Here is a 16,138-nt window from a genome sequence, read left to right as displayed (position 1 = left end):
TGTGATAGGGGCGTGATGCGGATATGCTGGATGCCCGACCTCCGCTGCCCCCCTTGCCGAACAGCCTGGCGATATAGCCGGCCCATTGTCGGTCATCACCCGCTCGACACGGCTCGACCAAGTGGCGTCATTCGCGCATTCCGATGCTGGTTGTTGATCCTCGTGCCCTGCGATCGGTCGGGTCGCACAGCCACCTTCGGGCGCTCGCGGGCGATCAACAACATCTCCAGAAGACACAGCCAAGCACACCCCGCCCCCCGGGGGCCTTGGCACATCCCGGCCTGACCCGGCCGACTCACTGCGGCCCCGCCAGCAGCCCTTGCATCGAGCGGGCGATGGCGGCGGGGCTGTAGGGCTTGGCGACGAACAGGCTTCCATCGGGCATGTCCGCCGCGTCGGCGAGGCGGTTGCCTGACGTAACGATGATCCGCACCGGCGGCCAGCGCTTGCGCACGGCGGCCGAGAGTTTCAGCCCGTCCATGCTGCCGGGCATGTCGATATCGGTGAACACCAGCCGGATGCCGGGGACGGATTCCAGTACCGCCAGCGCCTGGTCGGCATTGGCGGCTTCGTGCACGTCGAAGCCCTGCTCGGCCAGATAGTCGGCGATGTCGAAGCGCACCAGGGCCTCGTCCTCCACCACCAGCACTGCGATTGACATAGTCTCGACCCCGGTACCCCCAAGGGCATAGTGCCTTGGTGAGCGGCAACGCGGCATGGCTAAAAATGATCCCATCGCCGCCGTACCACATTTTCGTGACACGGCGGCCCGCCTGCCGGCGCCGAGACTGGGGCGATGATCGCGCTTGTCGGGCCGGGTCCGATGGGGCTATGTAGGCTGATTCAATCCCGCGCCCCTTCGGGGCCGCGTGTTCCCGCGCCCGTCGTTCCACGACAGGCGACCGCGCCGGTTCTCCCGAACCGCCCAACCAGCAGCCCCGGCTGCATGTGATCGGACAAGAATTGCAGGTCCTCGTTCGCGACAACAATGTCGAACAAGCCATGCGCGTGCTGAAGAAGAAGATGCAGCGCGAAGGCATCTTCCGCGAGATGAAAGCCCGCCGCTCCTATGAGAAGCCGTCCGAGCGCCGCGTGCGCGAGGATGCCGAGGCGGTGCGCCGCAGCAAGAAGGCCGCGCGCAAGCAGGCGATCCGCGAGGGTCTCATCGCCGCCCCGAAGAAGAAGCCGATCGTCGGCCGCGGCGCCCCCCGCCCCGGCGCTCCGGCCGCTCCGGCTGCCGAGTAAAAATAGATCGGCCGGGGGTTGTGAGATGTCCACAACCCCGGTACGATAAGATATCGATCTTGGACGTTGAACTTTGTTTTGCGCAGTCTTGCGCCGTAGCGAACTTCCTCTCAAATCGATGTCAACCTGATGCGTGCGCCCCGGCGCACCATCAAATCTCTATGTCGACTGAAAGGATTTAGTCATGGCGACAGGTACTGTGAAGTGGTTCAACGGCCAGAAGGGCTTTGGTTTCATTCAGCCGGACAATGGCGGCCCGGATGTGTTCGTGCACATCTCGGCGGTTGAGCGCGCGGGCATGATGGGCCTCAATGAGGGCCAGAAGATCTCCTACGAGCTCGAGACCGACCGCCGCAGCGGCAAGAGCTCGGCCGGCAGCCTCAAGGCTGCGTGACGAGACGGCTTCCGGTCGGCGACCACGGATGTACTGGCGCGGACCGTTGAGGCGAACGTGGGAAGGCCGGGGCGACCCGGCCTTTTTCGCGTTTACACTGGGACGTTGATCATGCCGAGAAAAGCCCCGGAATCCCCCTTCGTCCCCAAGCTGTCGCAATCCGAGAGCAAGGCCGAGACGGTCTCGCGTATCGCCATGTCGATGATCGAGAGCGATACGCTGGCCCGCGACGCCAAGATCGCCCGGCTGCGTGCCGCGCGCCTCGCCCAGGAAGCCGCTGCCGACGCCGCGCCCGCCGCCAAACCCGCCCGCCGCCTCCCCAAGCGTTAGCCTGCTGAAAGCCGCCATGCCCGCCGCCGCCACCGATTCCCTCGCCACCAAGCTGAAGACCCTGCGCAACCGGCTGCTGGCCGAGCAGCGCGAGCTCATCACCCGCGCCGCCGACATCGACGCCCTCCCCTCCGACAAGACGCTGCAGAAGATCGCCACGCTGGAAGTGGCGATCGGCGCGGTGGAATCGCTGATGGACGAGGAGAATGGCGTCCAGCGGACGGCATAAAGACACGGTCGCCTGACCTTAGGTCGCCTATCTCGGGTGGCGACTGGACGCTGTTCACGCCGAGGTTTAAACCTAGACGCCGGGAAAGCAATCCAGGCGGGCTCCATGGTTGTTTCGGCGGCATCCGAAGTCGTTCGACGTTCACACCCGCTGGCGGCCGATGTCGGCGACACGCAGGTTCTGCTCGATATCGAGCAGGGCCTGTATTTCGGGCTTAACGCCATCGCTTCCAGCATCTGGCGGCGGCTGGAACAGCCGGTGCGCGTCGACGCGCTCTGCCGCGCCCTGGAGGCCGATTACGCGGCCGATGCCGGGCGGCTGGAAGCCGATGTGCTCGCCTTTCTGGCGCAGCTCGAAGCGCAGAACCTCATCGACGTGCGCGGCTGACGGGGCTCGCCTCCATGACCGACGGTCTTCTGTGCGGCTGGCGCATCGTCTCCGAACTCCCCCTGCCCGAACTCGTCGCCTGGGAGGGCGAGGACCGCCCCGCCGATCTCACCGTCCGCCTCGGCGCCGTCGACGATCTGCCGGGAATGCGGGAGATCAGCCCACTGCTCCATATAGGGGAGGATGGCTGCATTCGGCTCGACGTGCCCGCCCTGGCGCGATTCCGCGTCGATCCCACGGGCGAAATCGTCATCGCGCCGGAGCCGGCAGCGGACGAGGCGGATCTGCGCCTGTTCCTTCTCGGCTCCGTGCTCGGCATTGTCTGCCACCAGCGCGCCCTGCTGCCGTTGCATGCGTCCAGCGTCGAGATCGACGGCGGCGCGGTGGCGTTCTGCGGGGCCTCGGGGATGGGCAAGTCGACGCTGGCGCTGCACTTCACCCGGCGCGGCCACGCGCTGGTGGCAGATGATGTGTGCGTGGTCGAAGGGGGGTCGCCGGCCCGGGTGCGGCCGGCCTTCCCCCGGCTGAAGCTCTGGCGCGACGCGCTCGAGGGCGTGGATCTTTCGACGGAAGGGCTGGAGCGCAACCGGCGCAGGCTGGACAAGTTCCACCTCCCGGCCCCGCATTCCGCCGCCCGGCACACATTGCCGCTCAAGGCCATCTTTCTGCTCCGGCGGCCCGAGTATGGCGGGGAGGAGCGGATCGAACGTCTCGCGGGCCCGCTCGACATCCTCGCCGAGCTGGAGACCGAGACCTACCGTCCGCAGGTGGGCCGCGCGCTCGGGCGGGACGCCACTCTGTTCCGGCTTCGCGCCCTGGTGGCGGGGGGAACGCCGGTCTATCGGCTGATGCGCCAGCGCGAGGCGCCGCCGGAGCGCTGGCTCGATGCCATCGTCGCGACGGTGCGGGGATGAGCGGCCTCACCCTCCTCGCCTCCTACCCGAAATCGGGCAATACCTGGCTGCGCGCCTTTCTCACCAGCCACCGCCGGCGCGGACAGGCCATTGACGTGAATCGCGACCTCGCGCGGATCATGAATCTGACATCGCGTCAGTTGCAGGATCGTCATGCCGGCCTCGAACATGAGGATCTGACGCCGGAACAGGTCGCCCTCCTGCGCCCTCTTACCAGCCGATGCATCGCGCGGGACCGGCCCGGCCTCTACAAGACGCATGATTCCCATCTCGTGCCGCCCGGCGCGCGCGAGCCGGCCGTTCCGGCGGATGTGATCGACCGCGTGGTCTATATCGTGCGCGACCCGCGCGACGTGGCAGTCTCCGCCGCGCATCATTTCGGACAGCCGCTGGCGACCAGCGTCGCGAACATCGCCGACCCCACCCGTATCCTCGGCCGGTCGGAGACGGGGCTGAACGACAATGTCGAGCATTTCGTCTCCTCCTGGAGCGCGCATGCGGCGAGCTGGATCGACGCCGAGGCGGTGAACCGGCTGGTCCTGCGCTATGAGGATCTCGTGGCCCAGCCGGACCAAGGCTTCGCACGCCTGTGCCGCTTCCTCGATCTCGACGACACGCCGGACGCGGTGGCGCGGTCACTGAACGCCAGCGCCTTCGCCACGCTGGCGGCGCAGGAGGCCCGCGCCGGCTTTCGTGAGCGGCTCGCGCGCGCCAGCGCCCCGTTCTTCCGCTCCGGCCGCGCCGGGGACTGGCGCCGCGCGCTGCCGCCCGCGCTTGCCGGGCGCATCGCCGAGACGCAGGGACCGATGATGGCCCGCCTCGGTTATCTCTGATCCCTGCCCAGATGCGTTTTCGAGCGATGTGGATACCGGTCGGCGTGAGAACACGCCCCGAAACAACCAATTAGATCACTGTTTCCGTGAAACAGCGAAATGAGTCTAGAAATTGCCGCCCTCGACGCGGCGGATGAAGCGGCCGGCGGTGAGAGCCCGGCTGAAGGCGCAGAGATAATCGACATTCGTCCGCTCGCTGTGGTCATCGCTGCCCGGCCAGGCGTCGAGCAGAGCGTCCATGCGGTCGAGATCGAGGCATTCGCGCGCCGTGTCACTGCCGCGCAGCCGCGCCACCTCATCCCGCAGCCCGGGCAGGGCCTCTTGGAAGCCCACGCGCCAGTCGGCGGCCTGCAGACCCTTGCGCCGCTCATCGAGGATGGTATCGGGCACGAGGCCGCGCATCGCCCGCCGGATCAGCGAGCGTGGCACGCCGCCGCGCGCGAACTGTTCCTCGGGAATGGAAAGACAGAGTTCGACCACGCGCCGATCGCTGGTCGGGTCGCGCACATCGAGGCCGAACAGACGGCGCGTCGTCATGGCGTGGTGGCCACGATGATCGCTGCGGTCCAGTACGGCGAGGCGCAAGCGACGGCCGTCGCCGCGCGCCGCGTTGCGCAGGCTGCCCGCCATCTCGACCGCACGCTCCTCGAGGCCCGAGCGCCGCAGGAAGGCAGGGTGTATGGCGGTATAGTCGAACAGCCCCACCGGATTCTGCCCCAGTGCCGCGCGCAGGCGCCGGCTGAGCCGTGGCGGCAGCAACGAGTCGGCGGCTTCGCCGGCGAGGCCCAGCCAGGAGCGCCCCCCGCCGCGCCGCAGATCGGCGATCGTGCGCCAGGTGCCGCCAATATCGGCCCGGCGCAGATGGCCCGCCAGCCTCTCGCCGCCGGAATAGCTGATGGTCATGTTTCCCATCGCGCCCACCAGCAGCACGGCGAGCCGCCGCCGCTTCGCCTCGCGGTGAATGGCGTCGATCCACACCGCGTTGGTCGCGTTCAGCACCGGCCAGTCGCTGGCCATGTCGCGCCGGTCCAGCGCGTCGAGCAGCGGCTCGTCATCATTGTCGATCCGCACATGGGTGATGTTGGGGTAGAGCGCCGCGACCTCGGCGGCATAGGGCCATTCATCGGTGAAGCGGTTGCGGCGGGCGGGCTGCGGGTGTCGCGGGGCGGCGGTGAAGGAGGTCAGTTCCCGCCCCTCCGTCGCCAGGTGCCCCGCCGCCAGCGCGGTGACGCTGGAGCTGTCCAGCCCGCCCGACAGATTGCTGCCGATGCGCTCGCCCGGTCGGATGCGGGCGCGCACCGCCTCGGTCAGCGCCGCGCGCAGCGCTTCCTCATAGTCCTCGTCGCGCGGCAGATGCAGCGCCGGCACATCCTCCGGTCGCCACCAGCGTTCCAGCGTGAAGCTGCCGCCCGCCCAGCGCACGCAATGGCCCGGCGGCACACGGTTGATGCCGCGAAAGAAGGTACGCAGCGGCTCGCGCGGCAGCATGCAGAGCCAGGCGGCCATCTGGTCGCGGTCGATCTCGCGCGGCATTTCAGGACAGGCGAACAGGCCGCGCTGCTCGGTGGCGAACAGCAATTGCCCCCGCTCCGCCCAGAAGAACAGGGTGCGCAAGGCACCGGGATCGGTGGCGAGGTAGAAGACGCGCGCGGCGCGGTCCCACACCGCGCAGGCATAATCGCCGATCAGATGGGTGAAGCAGTCCGCCCCCCAGCGGTGAAAGGCCGCGAGCAGCACGCCCCCCACATCGCCGGGCGGCAGGCCGAGCCGCCTTTCCAGTTCCGGCTGATTGTCCAGCCGCCCGTCAAAGGCGATGGCGGCCCGTGCATCGCTGAGACACAATGCGCCGTCGCCGGCACGCAGAACGACCTCGTCGCCCTGCCAGCCCGCGACCCGGCCGGTCGCCTGCTGCAGCGCCCGCGCCATGCGCTCCGCCAGTGGTGGGGCGGGATGTCCGACGCCGCAAAAGCCCATTCAGCCGTGCCCTACTGCCCATAATGGCAGCATTACACCGCCAGGCACCGGAATCGAAAGATCTGAAGCCGTCATTACGCGCCGAAACGGGCCAGCCTTCAACCGCTCCGGGCCGCGAGCGCCGCCCCCACATCTTCAGGAAGACTGGCCGTCCTCGGTCGTGGCCGAATTCTCCACCTCGGCCGCGGCGAGTGGCCTGATGTCGAGCGTCGGCACTTCCCAGGGTCGTTTGCCGAGCGCGAGCGGACCCGCCTCTGCATCGTCGACCAACGCGCCCGCCTCACCCTTGTCCATACCGCCCCCCAGGCCGTGCTTTACAACCTGAGGCAAGAATGAGGCGGACCAGCAACCGCGTCAACGCCCCGGCGCAGCATCCTCGCTCGAACAAAGCGCTTTACATCTTAAGCGAGCGCATTCTAACATCAATGCAACCTATAGATGTTCTGCTTCGTGCAGGCTGGGAGGCGTGGCTCATGGACAGCGGATACACCGGGGAGATTCGCCTGTTCCCCTATGATCGTATTCCGGAGGGATGGCTTGCTGCGGATGGACGGCAGATGCCCGTCAACAGGTATACGGCTCTGTTCGCCCTGCTGGGCGATGTCTATGGCGGCGACGGCAAAACCACTTTTGCGCTCCCGGATCTGCGGGGTCGCGTGGCCATCGGCCGGGGCAAGGATGTCGAGGGAAACGATTATCCGATCGGGTTACAGGGCGGTCTGGAAACCGTCACGCTGACGGTCGGCCAGCTTCCCATTCACAACCACCGTTTCCAGGCCAGCGCAGCCATCGGCACGGCCAAGAGGAGCGGCAAGGCGAAGGGAGCCCACATCGCCAGCGTGGGCCTCGATGACGATGGCAAGAAGCGCTTCCTGTACAAGAATGACGGAACACCCAACGTCCAGTTGCATCCGGGATCGCTCACGGCAGCCGGCGGCAGCCAGCCCCACACCAACATGCAGCCCTCTGCCGTCATGCATTACTGCATCTGCATCAGCGGCATTTTCCCCCCACGCGGCGATTAAGGGCAGATAAATGGACGCATATCTTGGAGAACTCCGGATTTTCGCCGGCGATTACGCACCGCGCGGCTGGGCCTTCTGCCATGGCCAGACGCTGCCCATTAGCCAGAATCAGGCATTGTATGCGCTGCTGGGAACGATATGGGGAGGTGACGGGATCAACAGTTTCGCGCTTCCCGATCTGCGGGGACGTCTCGTCGTCGGCAGCGGTCACGGCCCCGGTCTCACCGCGCGCACGCTCGGCGAGGTCGTGGGCGAGTCAACCGTCCTTCTCGGCAAGCAACAGCTGCCGGCTCACACCCATCATCTGGCCGCCAGTGACCAGAACGCCACCTCCGACACGCCGACGAACGAGAGCGCCCTATTCGCAACCGCCTTTTCGCCCGATGCCGCCAGCGACAAGGAGGGCCTGCCCTATCTGAATGATACCAGCTATGTCGATCCCCAGGATGGAAAGACGAAGCAGCGCGAACCGCAAGTGCTCGCCATCGACACTGTCACGGAAGCGGGCGGCGCATCTCCTCACAACAATGCAATGCCCACCCTTTCCATCAACTACATCATAGCGCTTACCGGCAATTTCCCCTCACAGTGAGGCGACGACATGGAACCGTTCACCGGTGAGATCCGGCTATTTTCCATCGCCAATTATGTTCCCCAATATTGGAAGGAATGCGATGGCAGCCTTCTGCCCGTGGCAGAGTATCAGGCTCTCTTCAACATTATCGGCATCACTTATGGGGGCGACGGCGTCAACACCTTCGCTGTGCCGGATCTTCGCGGACGCGCGATACTCGGCTCCAGCAAGCAGGTTCCGCTGGGGGCCGTCTCCGGCGCATCCGCCCACACGCTCACATCGAGCGAGATGCCCTATCATCATCACGACGTGAACGTCTATGTCTCGCCGGACGACACCAAACTGACTTCGACTCCCGCACCGAACGCATTTCTCAGTCGCTACGATGTGAAGAACAGCGGTAATGTCGCGGAGCACTTCGTCGAGCCGAGTGTGCCGCTGGATGTCAAGCTTTCTTACCATACCATCGGCACGGAGGGCGGCTCGCAGCCGCATGAGAACCGCCAGCCCTTCCTGGCGCTGCGCTACGCCATCGCCCTTTTTGGCATCTATCCTGAAAAATCCTGACGGATTCAATGTCCCTGCAGCCCTGTCATAGCGTCACGATACCACGAGCCTCACCGCCCGGCGGCTTCGCCCTGCGCCCCGAGACGCCGGCGGACACCCCCTTCCTCGCCGCGCTGTTCGCCAGCGTGCGCGGGCCGGAATTCGCGGGCAATGGCTGGCCGGAGGAGGCGTTACGCGCTTTCCTCGCCGATCAGTTCCGCCTGCAGACCCTGCATTATGCCCGCTACCATGCCGGCGCCGCCTTTTTCATCGTCGAGCGCCGCGGCACGCCGGTCGGCCGGTTCTGCCTGCACCGGGGTGAGCGCGATCACCGCATCGTCGACATCAGCCTGCTCGCCGAGGCGCGCAACCAGGGCATGGGCGGCGCGCTGCTCGACTGGGCCTGCGCCGAAGCGGCCGCCCTCGGCCGCAGCGTCTCGCTGCAGGTCGAGGCGCACAACCCCGCTTGCCGTCTCTATGCCCGCAAGGGCTTCGTCCCAACGGACGAGACCGGTCCCTTCTGGCAGATGACCCGCGCCGCGCCGGCCGCCGTTTCGGCCGGAATGCTCTAATTCTTTGTTTTGTCGCGTCTTCACGCGAACCGGTATCCACGTCGCGCGAAAACGCTCTAGGAACGGCCCCTCCCCCCGGCTATAGCGGGCGGATGCACTCTTCCCCAGCGTCATCTCTCGCGGAGCCCTCGGCATGATCGACCTGTTCGCCCTGGTCTCCGGCTTCGCCATCCTCTGCGCCTCCGGCCTCATCGCCTTCACGGCGCGCCGGCTGCTGCCGGCCGTGCTGGCGATCGCGGTTCTGGCGGTGCTGGCGGCCGTGACGGCGGTGCATCTCGGCCTGTTCGCATCGGTGACGCCGCTGCTGGTGATCTATGCCAATGGCGCGCTGATGGGCGGGCTGTGCGGCGCGCTCTATGCCCGCAAGCGCGCCGAGGAGCGCCGGTCCTGAGCGGCCGGCGCGCTCAGGACATCTGGCTCGCCCCCTGCCGCAGCGTGACGAGGCCGTAGCGGCGCATGCGCCGGTGCACCGTGGTGCGGTCGAGCCCGAGGTCACGCGCGGCGGCGGAGACGTTCCAGCCATGGGCGGCCAGCGCGGCGATCAGTTCCTCGCGCCCGCCGGAAGGTCCGTTCAGCGCACAGGGGCGCTCGGGCGACCACAGACTCGGCCCGGCCGGCGCCCAGGGTGCCCCCGTCGCCCGCGGCGCCGCCGGGGCGGTGGCACCGGAGGCGCCTGCCTGCAGCCGGTCCGGCAGGTCATCGAGGCCGATCAGCCCGGTTTCCGCCACCGCGCAGGCATAGTCGAGCGTGTTGGCGAGTTCGCGGATATTGCCCGGCCAGTCATGAGCTGTCAGCGCCGCCATCGCCGCATCCGAAAGGCTGAAGCGCGCCCCGCTGGCATGGCAGCGGCCGGCGATCAGCCGCGCCACCAGCCAGTCGAGATCGCGCCGCTCGCGCAGCGGCGGCAGCACCAGCACCGCGCCGGACAGGCGGAAATAAAGGTCTTCGCGGAAGCGTCCGGCCTTCACCTCGGCCACGAGGTCGCGATGGCTGGCGGCGATGACGCGGATATTCACCGGCACCGGTCTGGAGCGCCCGAGCGGCGTCACCTCGCGCTCCGCCAGCACGCGCAGCAGGCGGGTTTGCAGCGGCAGCGGCATGTCGCCGATCTCGTCGAGGAACAGCGTGCCGCCATCGGCTTCCAGCACCAGCCCCTTCTTGCCGCGCGCCGCGGCGCCGGTGAAGGCGCCGGCCTCGTAGCCGAAGAGTTCGCCTTCCACCAGCGATTCCGGCAGCGCGGCGCAATTGACAGGCACGAAGGGTCGCGCGGCGCGGGCGCTGGCAGCGTGGATCGCCTTGGCAAGATATTCCTTGCCCGAGCCGGTCTCGCCGCTGATCAGGAGGCTCATCTGGGTGTTCACCAGCTTGGCCGCCCGCGTCGCCACCAGCCGCATCGCCGGGTCGTCGCGGAACAGTCCGGCGAGCGGCGCCGGCAAAGCGGGCGCCGGCGGCTCCAGCACCGGCCGCCCCGGTCGGCTGGGCGGGGCCAGCGTCGCGGCAAAAAGCGGCGTGCCGGAATGGGCGAGCCGCACCAGCCGCTGCCCCGCCGGCAGTGCGTGAGTGTAGCGCGGCAGGTCGTCCAGCTCCAATTCGAAGAACTCGCCGAGCCGCCGCCCCACCAGCCCACGCGGAGCGCCCGCCCCCTCCGCCCCGGCCTCGCGCAGCAGCAACTGACGGGCGGCGTTGTTGAAGCCGAGCAGCCGGCCCGAACCGTCCACCGCCAGCACATAGCTCGGCTCGACATCGACGAATTCGGGCGAGGCGGCGAGTTTGATGATCCATTCCCGCCGGAAGCGGTTCACCAGATTGGCCGTCTCGATCTTGTTGGCGACGCCCTTGACGAATTGCAGCGCGAGGAACTGGCTCTCCTTCGGCTCCGGCGAGCGCAGGGCGGAGATATCGAGCACGGCCGCCAGCGCGCCGGAAGGGTCATAGACCGGGGCCGCCGTGCAGGTGAGCGGAATATGGGTGGCGTCGAAATGGTCGGTCTGGTGCACCACCAGCGCCTCACCGGTGTGGATGCAGGTGCCCACCGCGCAGGTGCCGGCATGCTGCTCGTTCCAGTCGGCGCCGAGATAGAGCCCGGCGCGCATCAAATTGTTGTCGAAGGTCGGGTCGCCGATGAAATCCACCGTGATGCCCTTGGCGTCGGTCAGCAGCAGCACATAGCCGAGCCCGGCCACCTGCCGGTACAGCGTCTCCACCCCGAAGCGCGCGGTATGGGTAAACTCCTCCATCGCGTCCTGATGCTCGCGCAACCGCGTCGGAGTGAGGATGCAGGGTTGGCGCAGCACTTCCGGATCGAGCTGGTGCTCGCTGACGCAGCGGCGCCAGGAATCCTGGATCACCGCGTCGCGGCGGGTCGTCGCCCCGCTGGCGGCGCGCACGAGCTCGTCGATATGAGCGGCCTGTTCCCGTCTCATCGGCGTCCTCCCGGAATGTTGGCGCCGGAACGTGCCGGCATCGGGATGTGACCTCCCGTTTGCCGGCAGTGTCATCCCCTTGGCGGACGGGCGCAAGCGCCGGCGTCGCGCCGGCCATCACGAAGTGCACGCGGCGCCACACCTGTGGCAGCCGCCGCCACAGATGCGGCGCCCGTGCCGCACCGCTCCGCACAGGCGCGCGGCACCGATCTTCAATACAATCAATGCGTTAGCGCTTTAACCCCACTTGGCCCGCCACTTGCGGAGAGACACGGCACGAACGAGGCCCGCCGGCAAAGGTGAGGCCCGCAGGGACGAACGCCACGGGAAGGACGCCGGATGACGTCATCGACGCCGCCGAAGGTCGGCATCATCGCCAATCCGATCTCGGCGCGGGACATTCGCCGCGTCGTCGCCAGCGCCAACAGCGTGCAGGTCGCCGACCGCGCCAACATCGTGCTGCGGGCGCTGGCCGCGCTCGCCGCCTGCGGCATCGAGGAGGTGATGATGATGCCCGAGCGCGGCGGCATCGCCACCCATGTGCGGCGCGGCATGGAGCGCTCCAACGCGCAGGGCGAGGCGCGCTTTCCCCGGCTGACCCATCTCGCCATGCCGGTCACCGGCACGGTGGACGACACACGCCGCGCCGCGCGGATGATGCGCGAGGCCGGCGACATCGCCGCCATCATCGTGCTGGGCGGCGACGGCACCCACCGCGCCGTGGTGGCGGAATGCGGGCAGGTGCCCATCGCCGGCATCTCCACCGGCACCAACAACGCCTTTCCCGAGCACCGCGAACCCACCATCACCGGGCTCGCCACCGGCCTCGCCGCCATGGGGCTTGTGCCGGCCGCCCTCGCCTTCGCCGCCAACAAGCTGATCGAGGTCCGCATCGACGGCGGCGCGCCGGACATCGCGCTGGTCGATGTCGCCCTCGTCACCGACCGCTTCGTCGGCGCCCGCGCGCTGTGGCGGGCGGAGACGTTCCGCGAGCTTTATGTCGCCTTCGCCGACCCGGAAGTGATCGGCATGGCCGCCATTGCCGGGCTGATCGAGCCGGTGAGCCGCCGCGAGCCGGGCGGGCTCGCCCTCACCCTTGCCCCGGCGGCGACGGCTCCGATGGTGGTGCACGCGCCCATCGCGCCCGGCCTCGTCACGCCCGTCGGCGTGGAGAGCTGGCGCCGCATGCCGTCGGGGACCGTGTTCTCACCCGATATCGCCGCCGGCTCGGTGGCGCTCGACGGCGAGCGGGAACTGTTCTTCGACGGGCATCAGGAGGTGACGATCTGCCTGCGCGACGCCGCCTTCCGCACCGTCGATGTCGCCGCCGTCATGGGCTTCGCCGCCCGCGAGAAGCTGCTGCTGCGCCACGCTGTCCCGGCCACGCACCCTGCCCCGCACCATGCCCCTCTGCTGGCGGGCGCCTGACGCCCGCACGCTCCGACAATAACCGCCGGCAACGCCCGGCATCCCAAGGAGGAATGACGACGCCATGACCAACAATCCCTTTCCCCTCTCCCGGGACGAGTTGCTGACCGCCTACCGCACCATGCGCACCATCCGCGATTTCGAGGAGCGGCTGCATGTGGAGTTCGCCAAGGGCGACATTCCCGGCTTCGTCCACCTCTATGCCGGCGAGGAAGCCTGCGCGACCGGCATCATGATGCACCTCACCGACATTGACCGCATCGCCTCCACCCATCGCGGCCATGGCCACTGCATCGCCAAGGGCGTCGATGTGCATGAGATGATGGGCGAGATCTACGGCAAGGCGACGGGCTGCTGCCGGGGCAAGGGCGGCTCCATGCACATTGCCGACCTGTCCAAGGGCATGATGGGCGCCAACGGCATTCTCGGCGCCGGCGCGCCGCTGATCTGCGGCGCCGGCCTCGCCGCCAAGTTCCGCGGCGATGGCGGGGTCGGCCTCACCTTCTTCGGCGACGGCGCGGCCAATCAGGGCACCGTGCTGGAGAGCATGAACCTCGCCGCCATCTGGAACCTGCCGGTCGTTTTCGTGGTCGAGAACAATGGCTATGCGGAATCGACCTCGGTCGAATACGCCACCGCCGTCGATTCCTATGTCGACCGCGCCGCCGGCTTCGGCCTGCCCGGCGTGACGGTGGACGGCACCGATTTCTTCGCCGTCTATGAGGCGGCGGGCGAGATCATCAAGCGCGCCCGTGAGGGCGGCGGGCCGGCGCTGCTGGAGTGCAAGACCGTGCGCTTCTTCGGCCATTTCGAGGGCGACGCCCAGACCTACAAGGCCAAGGGCGAGAACGACCACAACCGCACCCACCGCGACTGCCTGAAGCTGTTCGGCGCCCGCGTCACCGCCGCCGGGGTGGTGAGCGAGGCCGACCTCGCCCTCATCGACCGCGAAGTGGCGGCGCTGATCAACGATGCGGTGGAGACCGCCAAGGGCGCGCCGCTGCCCGGCGCCCGCGACCTCACCACCGACGTCTATGTCGCCTACTGAGCACAACAACCAAGAACCGGAGGAAAACCCATGGCCCGCATGATCAGCTACAAGCAGGCGATCAACGAGGCGCTCGACCTCGAAATGCGCCGCGATCCCACCGTCATCCTGCTCGGCGAAGATATCGTCGGCGGCGCCGGCGCGCCCGGCGAGATGGATGCCTGGGGCGGCGTGCTCGGCGTCACCAAGGGGCTGCACGCCAAGCACGGCAACCGGCTGATGGACACCCCGCTGTCGGAGAGCGCCTATATCGGCGCCGCCATCGGTGCCGCCGCCTGCGGCATGCGCCCGGTGGCGGAACTCATGTTCCTCGACTTCATGGGCGTGTGCTTCGACCAGATCTTCAACCAGGCCGCCAAGTTCAAATACATGTTCGGCGGCAAGGCGAAGACCCCGGTGGTCATCCGCGCCATGGTCGGCGCCGGCTTCCGCGCCGCCGCCCAGCACTCGCAGATGCTCACCCCGCTGTTCACCCATATTCCGGGCCTGAAGGTGGTGTGCCCGTCCAACGCCTATGACGCCAAGGGCCTCTTGATCCAGGCGATCCGCGACGACGACCCGGTGATCTTCTGCGAGCACAAGGCGTTGTACGGCTCCGAGGCCGACGTGCCGGAGGAGAGCTACGCCATCCCCTTCGGCGAGGCCAACATCGTCCGCGACGGCCGGGACGTGACCCTCGTCGGCTACGGCCTCACCGTCCCGCGCGCCCTCACTGCGGCCGACACACTCGCCCGTTCCGGCGTCTCGGCGGAGGTGATCGACCTGCGCACCCTCTCGCCCATCGACTGGGACACGGTGATCGAGAGCGTGGAGAACACCGGCCGTCTTGTGGTGATAGACGAGGCCAATCCGCGCTGCTCCATCGCCACCGATGTCGCCGCCTATGTCGCGCAGAACGCCTTCGGCGCGCTGAAGGCGGCGCCGCAGATGGTCACCGCGCCGCACACGCCGGTGCCGTTCTCACCCGTGCTGGAAGACCTCTACATCCCCTCGGCCGACGCCATCGTCGCGGCGGTCCACAAGACCACCGGCCCCGTGAAGTCGGCGGCGTAAGGAGCCTTCTCGATGAATGAACGCATCAAGCCGATCGTCATGCCCAAATGGGGCCTGTCGATGTCGGAAGGCAAGGTGACCGGCTGGCTCAAGCCCGCCGGTTCTCCGGTCGCGCCGGGCGACGAGATCGTCGAGGTGGAAACCGACAAGATCGCCGGCGTGGTCGAGGCGCATGAAACCGGCACGCTGCGCCGGGTGATCGGCGAGCCGGACACGATCTATCCGGTCAAGGCGCTGATCGGCGTCATCGCCGATGACGAGGTGCCGGACGCCGAGATCGACGCCTATGTCGCGGAATATGCGACGCAGGCGGCGGCCGAGGCGGCGGAAGAAGAAGCCCCGCGCACCCACTTCATCGACACCCCGGCCGGGCGCCTGCGCTACGCCAAGCGCGGCGAGGGAGCCGAAAACGTCATCCTCATCCACGGCTTTGGCGGCGATCTCGACAATTGGCTGTTCAACATCGACGCGCTGGCGGAGGCCGCCACCGTCTACGCGCTGGACCTGCCCGGCCACGGGCAATCCGACAAGAAGCTGGGCGCCCCCTCGCTCGGCGGCCTGTCCGCCGCGCTTCTCGGCTTCATGGACGCGCTCGACATTCCGCGCGCCCATCTCGTCGGCCATTCCATGGGCGGCGCGATTGCCGCCCGCACGGCGCTGGACGCGCCCGAGCGCGTCGCCTCGGTGACGCTGATCGGCTCGGCCGGCCTCGGGCCTGAGATCAATGCCGGCTACACCGACGGCTTCGTGCAGGCGAGTTCCCGCCGCGACCTCAAGCCCGTGCTGGAACAGCTTTTCCACGACCCGGACACGGTCACGCGGCAACTGGTCGACGACCTCCTGAAATACAAGCGCCTCGACGGGGTGGCGGAAGCGCTCACCGCCCTTTCCGCCGCGCTGTTCGCCGGCGGAAGGCAGGCCGAGCAGGTGGCGGAGGCGCTCGCCGCCACCGACATGCCGGCGCTGGTGATTTTCGGCGCCAGCGACAGGATCATCCCCGCCGCCCATGCCGACGCCCTCGCCGGGGGGGCAACGGTGGAGGTGATCCCCGAGGCCGGCCATATGGTGCAGATGGAAAAAGCCGCGCGGGTCAATGAACTGATCCTCGCCCACATCGCCTGACGCCCGCCCGTTTCAACCCCGAACGCCGCCGCGCACGCGGA

Annotated in this window: 20 protein-coding genes; 16 read left to right on the top strand and 4 right to left on the bottom strand. The window is 68.1% G+C overall.

Features of this window, described 5'->3' with window-relative positions; all coding sequences use genetic code 11:
• Positions 1 to 295: 295 nt before the first annotated feature.
• Entirely contained in the window at positions 296 to 661 is a 366-nt protein-coding gene (locus AAC979_RS06290; protein ID WP_371345966.1) for a response regulator, read from the bottom strand.
• Between the two features lie 302 nt (positions 662 to 963).
• On the opposite strand from AAC979_RS06290, the gene rpsU reads away from it, so the two are divergent.
• The 7 genes from rpsU to AAC979_RS06255 all read left to right on the top strand — a co-directional run bounded on the left by rpsU (position 964) and on the right by AAC979_RS06255 (position 4,332).
• On the top strand, positions 964 to 1,245 hold the full coding sequence (gene rpsU / locus AAC979_RS06285; RefSeq protein ID WP_371345965.1) for a 30S ribosomal protein S21: 282 nt from the start codon (positions 964 to 966) through the stop codon (positions 1,243 to 1,245).
• A 184-nt stretch (positions 1,246 to 1,429) separates the two neighbouring features.
• Complete coding sequence (locus AAC979_RS06280) at positions 1,430 to 1,639, top strand: cold-shock protein (protein ID WP_244376800.1); 210 nt, start codon at positions 1,430 to 1,432, stop codon at positions 1,637 to 1,639.
• A 111-nt stretch (positions 1,640 to 1,750) separates the two neighbouring features.
• A complete protein-coding gene (locus AAC979_RS06275; protein WP_371345964.1) occupies positions 1,751 to 1,969 on the top strand; it encodes a hypothetical protein in 219 nt (72 codons plus the stop codon).
• A gap of 16 nt (positions 1,970 to 1,985) precedes the next feature.
• A complete protein-coding gene (locus AAC979_RS06270; RefSeq protein WP_371345963.1) occupies positions 1,986 to 2,198 on the top strand; it encodes a hypothetical protein in 213 nt (70 codons plus the stop codon).
• Positions 2,199 to 2,303: 105 nt separating this feature from the next.
• Entirely contained in the window at positions 2,304 to 2,585 is a 282-nt protein-coding gene (locus AAC979_RS06265) for a PqqD family protein (protein ID WP_371345962.1), read from the top strand.
• Positions 2,586 to 2,599: 14 nt separating this feature from the next.
• Positions 2,600 to 3,499 (top strand): HPr kinase/phosphorylase, encoded by a 900-nt coding sequence (locus AAC979_RS06260; protein ID WP_371345961.1) that lies wholly within the window; start codon positions 2,600 to 2,602, stop codon positions 3,497 to 3,499.
• Positions 3,496 to 4,332, top strand: coding sequence for a sulfotransferase domain-containing protein (locus AAC979_RS06255; RefSeq protein ID WP_371345960.1), 837 nt, complete (start codon positions 3,496 to 3,498; stop codon positions 4,330 to 4,332). The genes AAC979_RS06260 and AAC979_RS06255 overlap by 4 nt, the downstream gene beginning before the upstream one ends.
• A gap of 105 nt (positions 4,333 to 4,437) precedes the next feature.
• On the opposite strand, the gene AAC979_RS06250 is transcribed toward AAC979_RS06255, so the two are convergent.
• Positions 4,438 to 6,258, bottom strand: coding sequence for an asparagine synthetase B (locus AAC979_RS06250; protein ID WP_371345959.1), 1,821 nt, complete (start codon positions 6,256 to 6,258; stop codon positions 4,438 to 4,440).
• 183 nt (positions 6,259 to 6,441) lie between these two features.
• Positions 6,442 to 6,600 carry a hypothetical protein gene (locus tag AAC979_RS06245; RefSeq protein WP_371345958.1) on the bottom strand — a complete coding sequence of 53 codons (159 nt, stop codon included), beginning with the start codon at positions 6,598 to 6,600 and terminating at the stop codon, positions 6,442 to 6,444.
• A 38-nt stretch (positions 6,601 to 6,638) separates the two neighbouring features.
• Here AAC979_RS06245 and AAC979_RS06240 point away from each other — a divergent pair, with 38 nt between their 5' ends.
• The 5 genes from AAC979_RS06240 to AAC979_RS06220 all read left to right on the top strand — a co-directional run bounded on the left by AAC979_RS06240 (position 6,639) and on the right by AAC979_RS06220 (position 9,414).
• Positions 6,639 to 7,331 (top strand): phage tail protein, encoded by a 693-nt coding sequence (locus AAC979_RS06240; RefSeq protein ID WP_371345957.1) that lies wholly within the window; start codon positions 6,639 to 6,641, stop codon positions 7,329 to 7,331.
• A gap of 10 nt (positions 7,332 to 7,341) precedes the next feature.
• Positions 7,342 to 7,923 (top strand): phage tail protein, encoded by a 582-nt coding sequence (locus AAC979_RS06235; protein WP_371345956.1) that lies wholly within the window; start codon positions 7,342 to 7,344, stop codon positions 7,921 to 7,923.
• Positions 7,924 to 7,932: 9 nt separating this feature from the next.
• Positions 7,933 to 8,472, top strand: coding sequence for a phage tail protein (locus AAC979_RS06230; RefSeq protein ID WP_371345955.1), 540 nt, complete (start codon positions 7,933 to 7,935; stop codon positions 8,470 to 8,472).
• Positions 8,473 to 8,480: 8 nt separating this feature from the next.
• Complete coding sequence (locus tag AAC979_RS06225) at positions 8,481 to 9,023, top strand: N-acetyltransferase family protein (protein WP_371345954.1); 543 nt, start codon at positions 8,481 to 8,483, stop codon at positions 9,021 to 9,023.
• Positions 9,024 to 9,156: 133 nt separating this feature from the next.
• Positions 9,157 to 9,414, top strand: a complete 258-nt coding sequence (locus tag AAC979_RS06220; protein WP_371345953.1) for a hypothetical protein — start codon at positions 9,157 to 9,159, stop codon at positions 9,412 to 9,414.
• 13 nt (positions 9,415 to 9,427) lie between these two features.
• On the opposite strand, the gene AAC979_RS06215 is transcribed toward AAC979_RS06220, so the two are convergent.
• Complete coding sequence (locus AAC979_RS06215) at positions 9,428 to 11,446, bottom strand: sigma-54-dependent Fis family transcriptional regulator (protein WP_371345952.1); 2,019 nt, start codon at positions 11,444 to 11,446, stop codon at positions 9,428 to 9,430.
• 339 nt (positions 11,447 to 11,785) lie between these two features.
• Between AAC979_RS06215 and AAC979_RS06210 the strand changes: the two genes are divergently transcribed.
• The 4 genes from AAC979_RS06210 to AAC979_RS06195 all read left to right on the top strand — a co-directional run bounded on the left by AAC979_RS06210 (position 11,786) and on the right by AAC979_RS06195 (position 16,097).
• Positions 11,786 to 12,874: an ATP-NAD kinase family protein gene (locus AAC979_RS06210; protein ID WP_371345951.1), complete on the top strand. Its 1,089-nt coding sequence runs from the start codon at positions 11,786 to 11,788 to the stop codon at positions 12,872 to 12,874.
• Positions 12,875 to 12,938: 64 nt separating this feature from the next.
• The gene (locus AAC979_RS06205) at positions 12,939 to 13,922 is read left to right on the top strand and encodes a thiamine pyrophosphate-dependent dehydrogenase E1 component subunit alpha (protein WP_371345950.1); all 984 of its coding nucleotides are present in this window, start codon (positions 12,939 to 12,941) and stop codon (positions 13,920 to 13,922) included.
• Positions 13,923 to 13,952: 30 nt separating this feature from the next.
• Positions 13,953 to 14,975: an alpha-ketoacid dehydrogenase subunit beta gene (locus AAC979_RS06200; RefSeq protein ID WP_307017173.1), complete on the top strand. Its 1,023-nt coding sequence runs from the start codon at positions 13,953 to 13,955 to the stop codon at positions 14,973 to 14,975.
• Positions 14,976 to 14,987: 12 nt separating this feature from the next.
• On the top strand, positions 14,988 to 16,097 hold the full coding sequence (locus tag AAC979_RS06195; RefSeq protein ID WP_371345949.1) for an acetoin dehydrogenase dihydrolipoyllysine-residue acetyltransferase subunit: 1,110 nt from the start codon (positions 14,988 to 14,990) through the stop codon (positions 16,095 to 16,097).
• Positions 16,098 to 16,138: the final 41 nt, after the last annotated feature.

Source organism: Ancylobacter sp. IITR112 (genome assembly GCF_041415945.1).
GTDB lineage: Bacteria > Pseudomonadota > Alphaproteobacteria > Rhizobiales > Xanthobacteraceae > Ancylobacter.
This window is presented reverse-complemented; position numbering and strand designations above follow the sequence as displayed.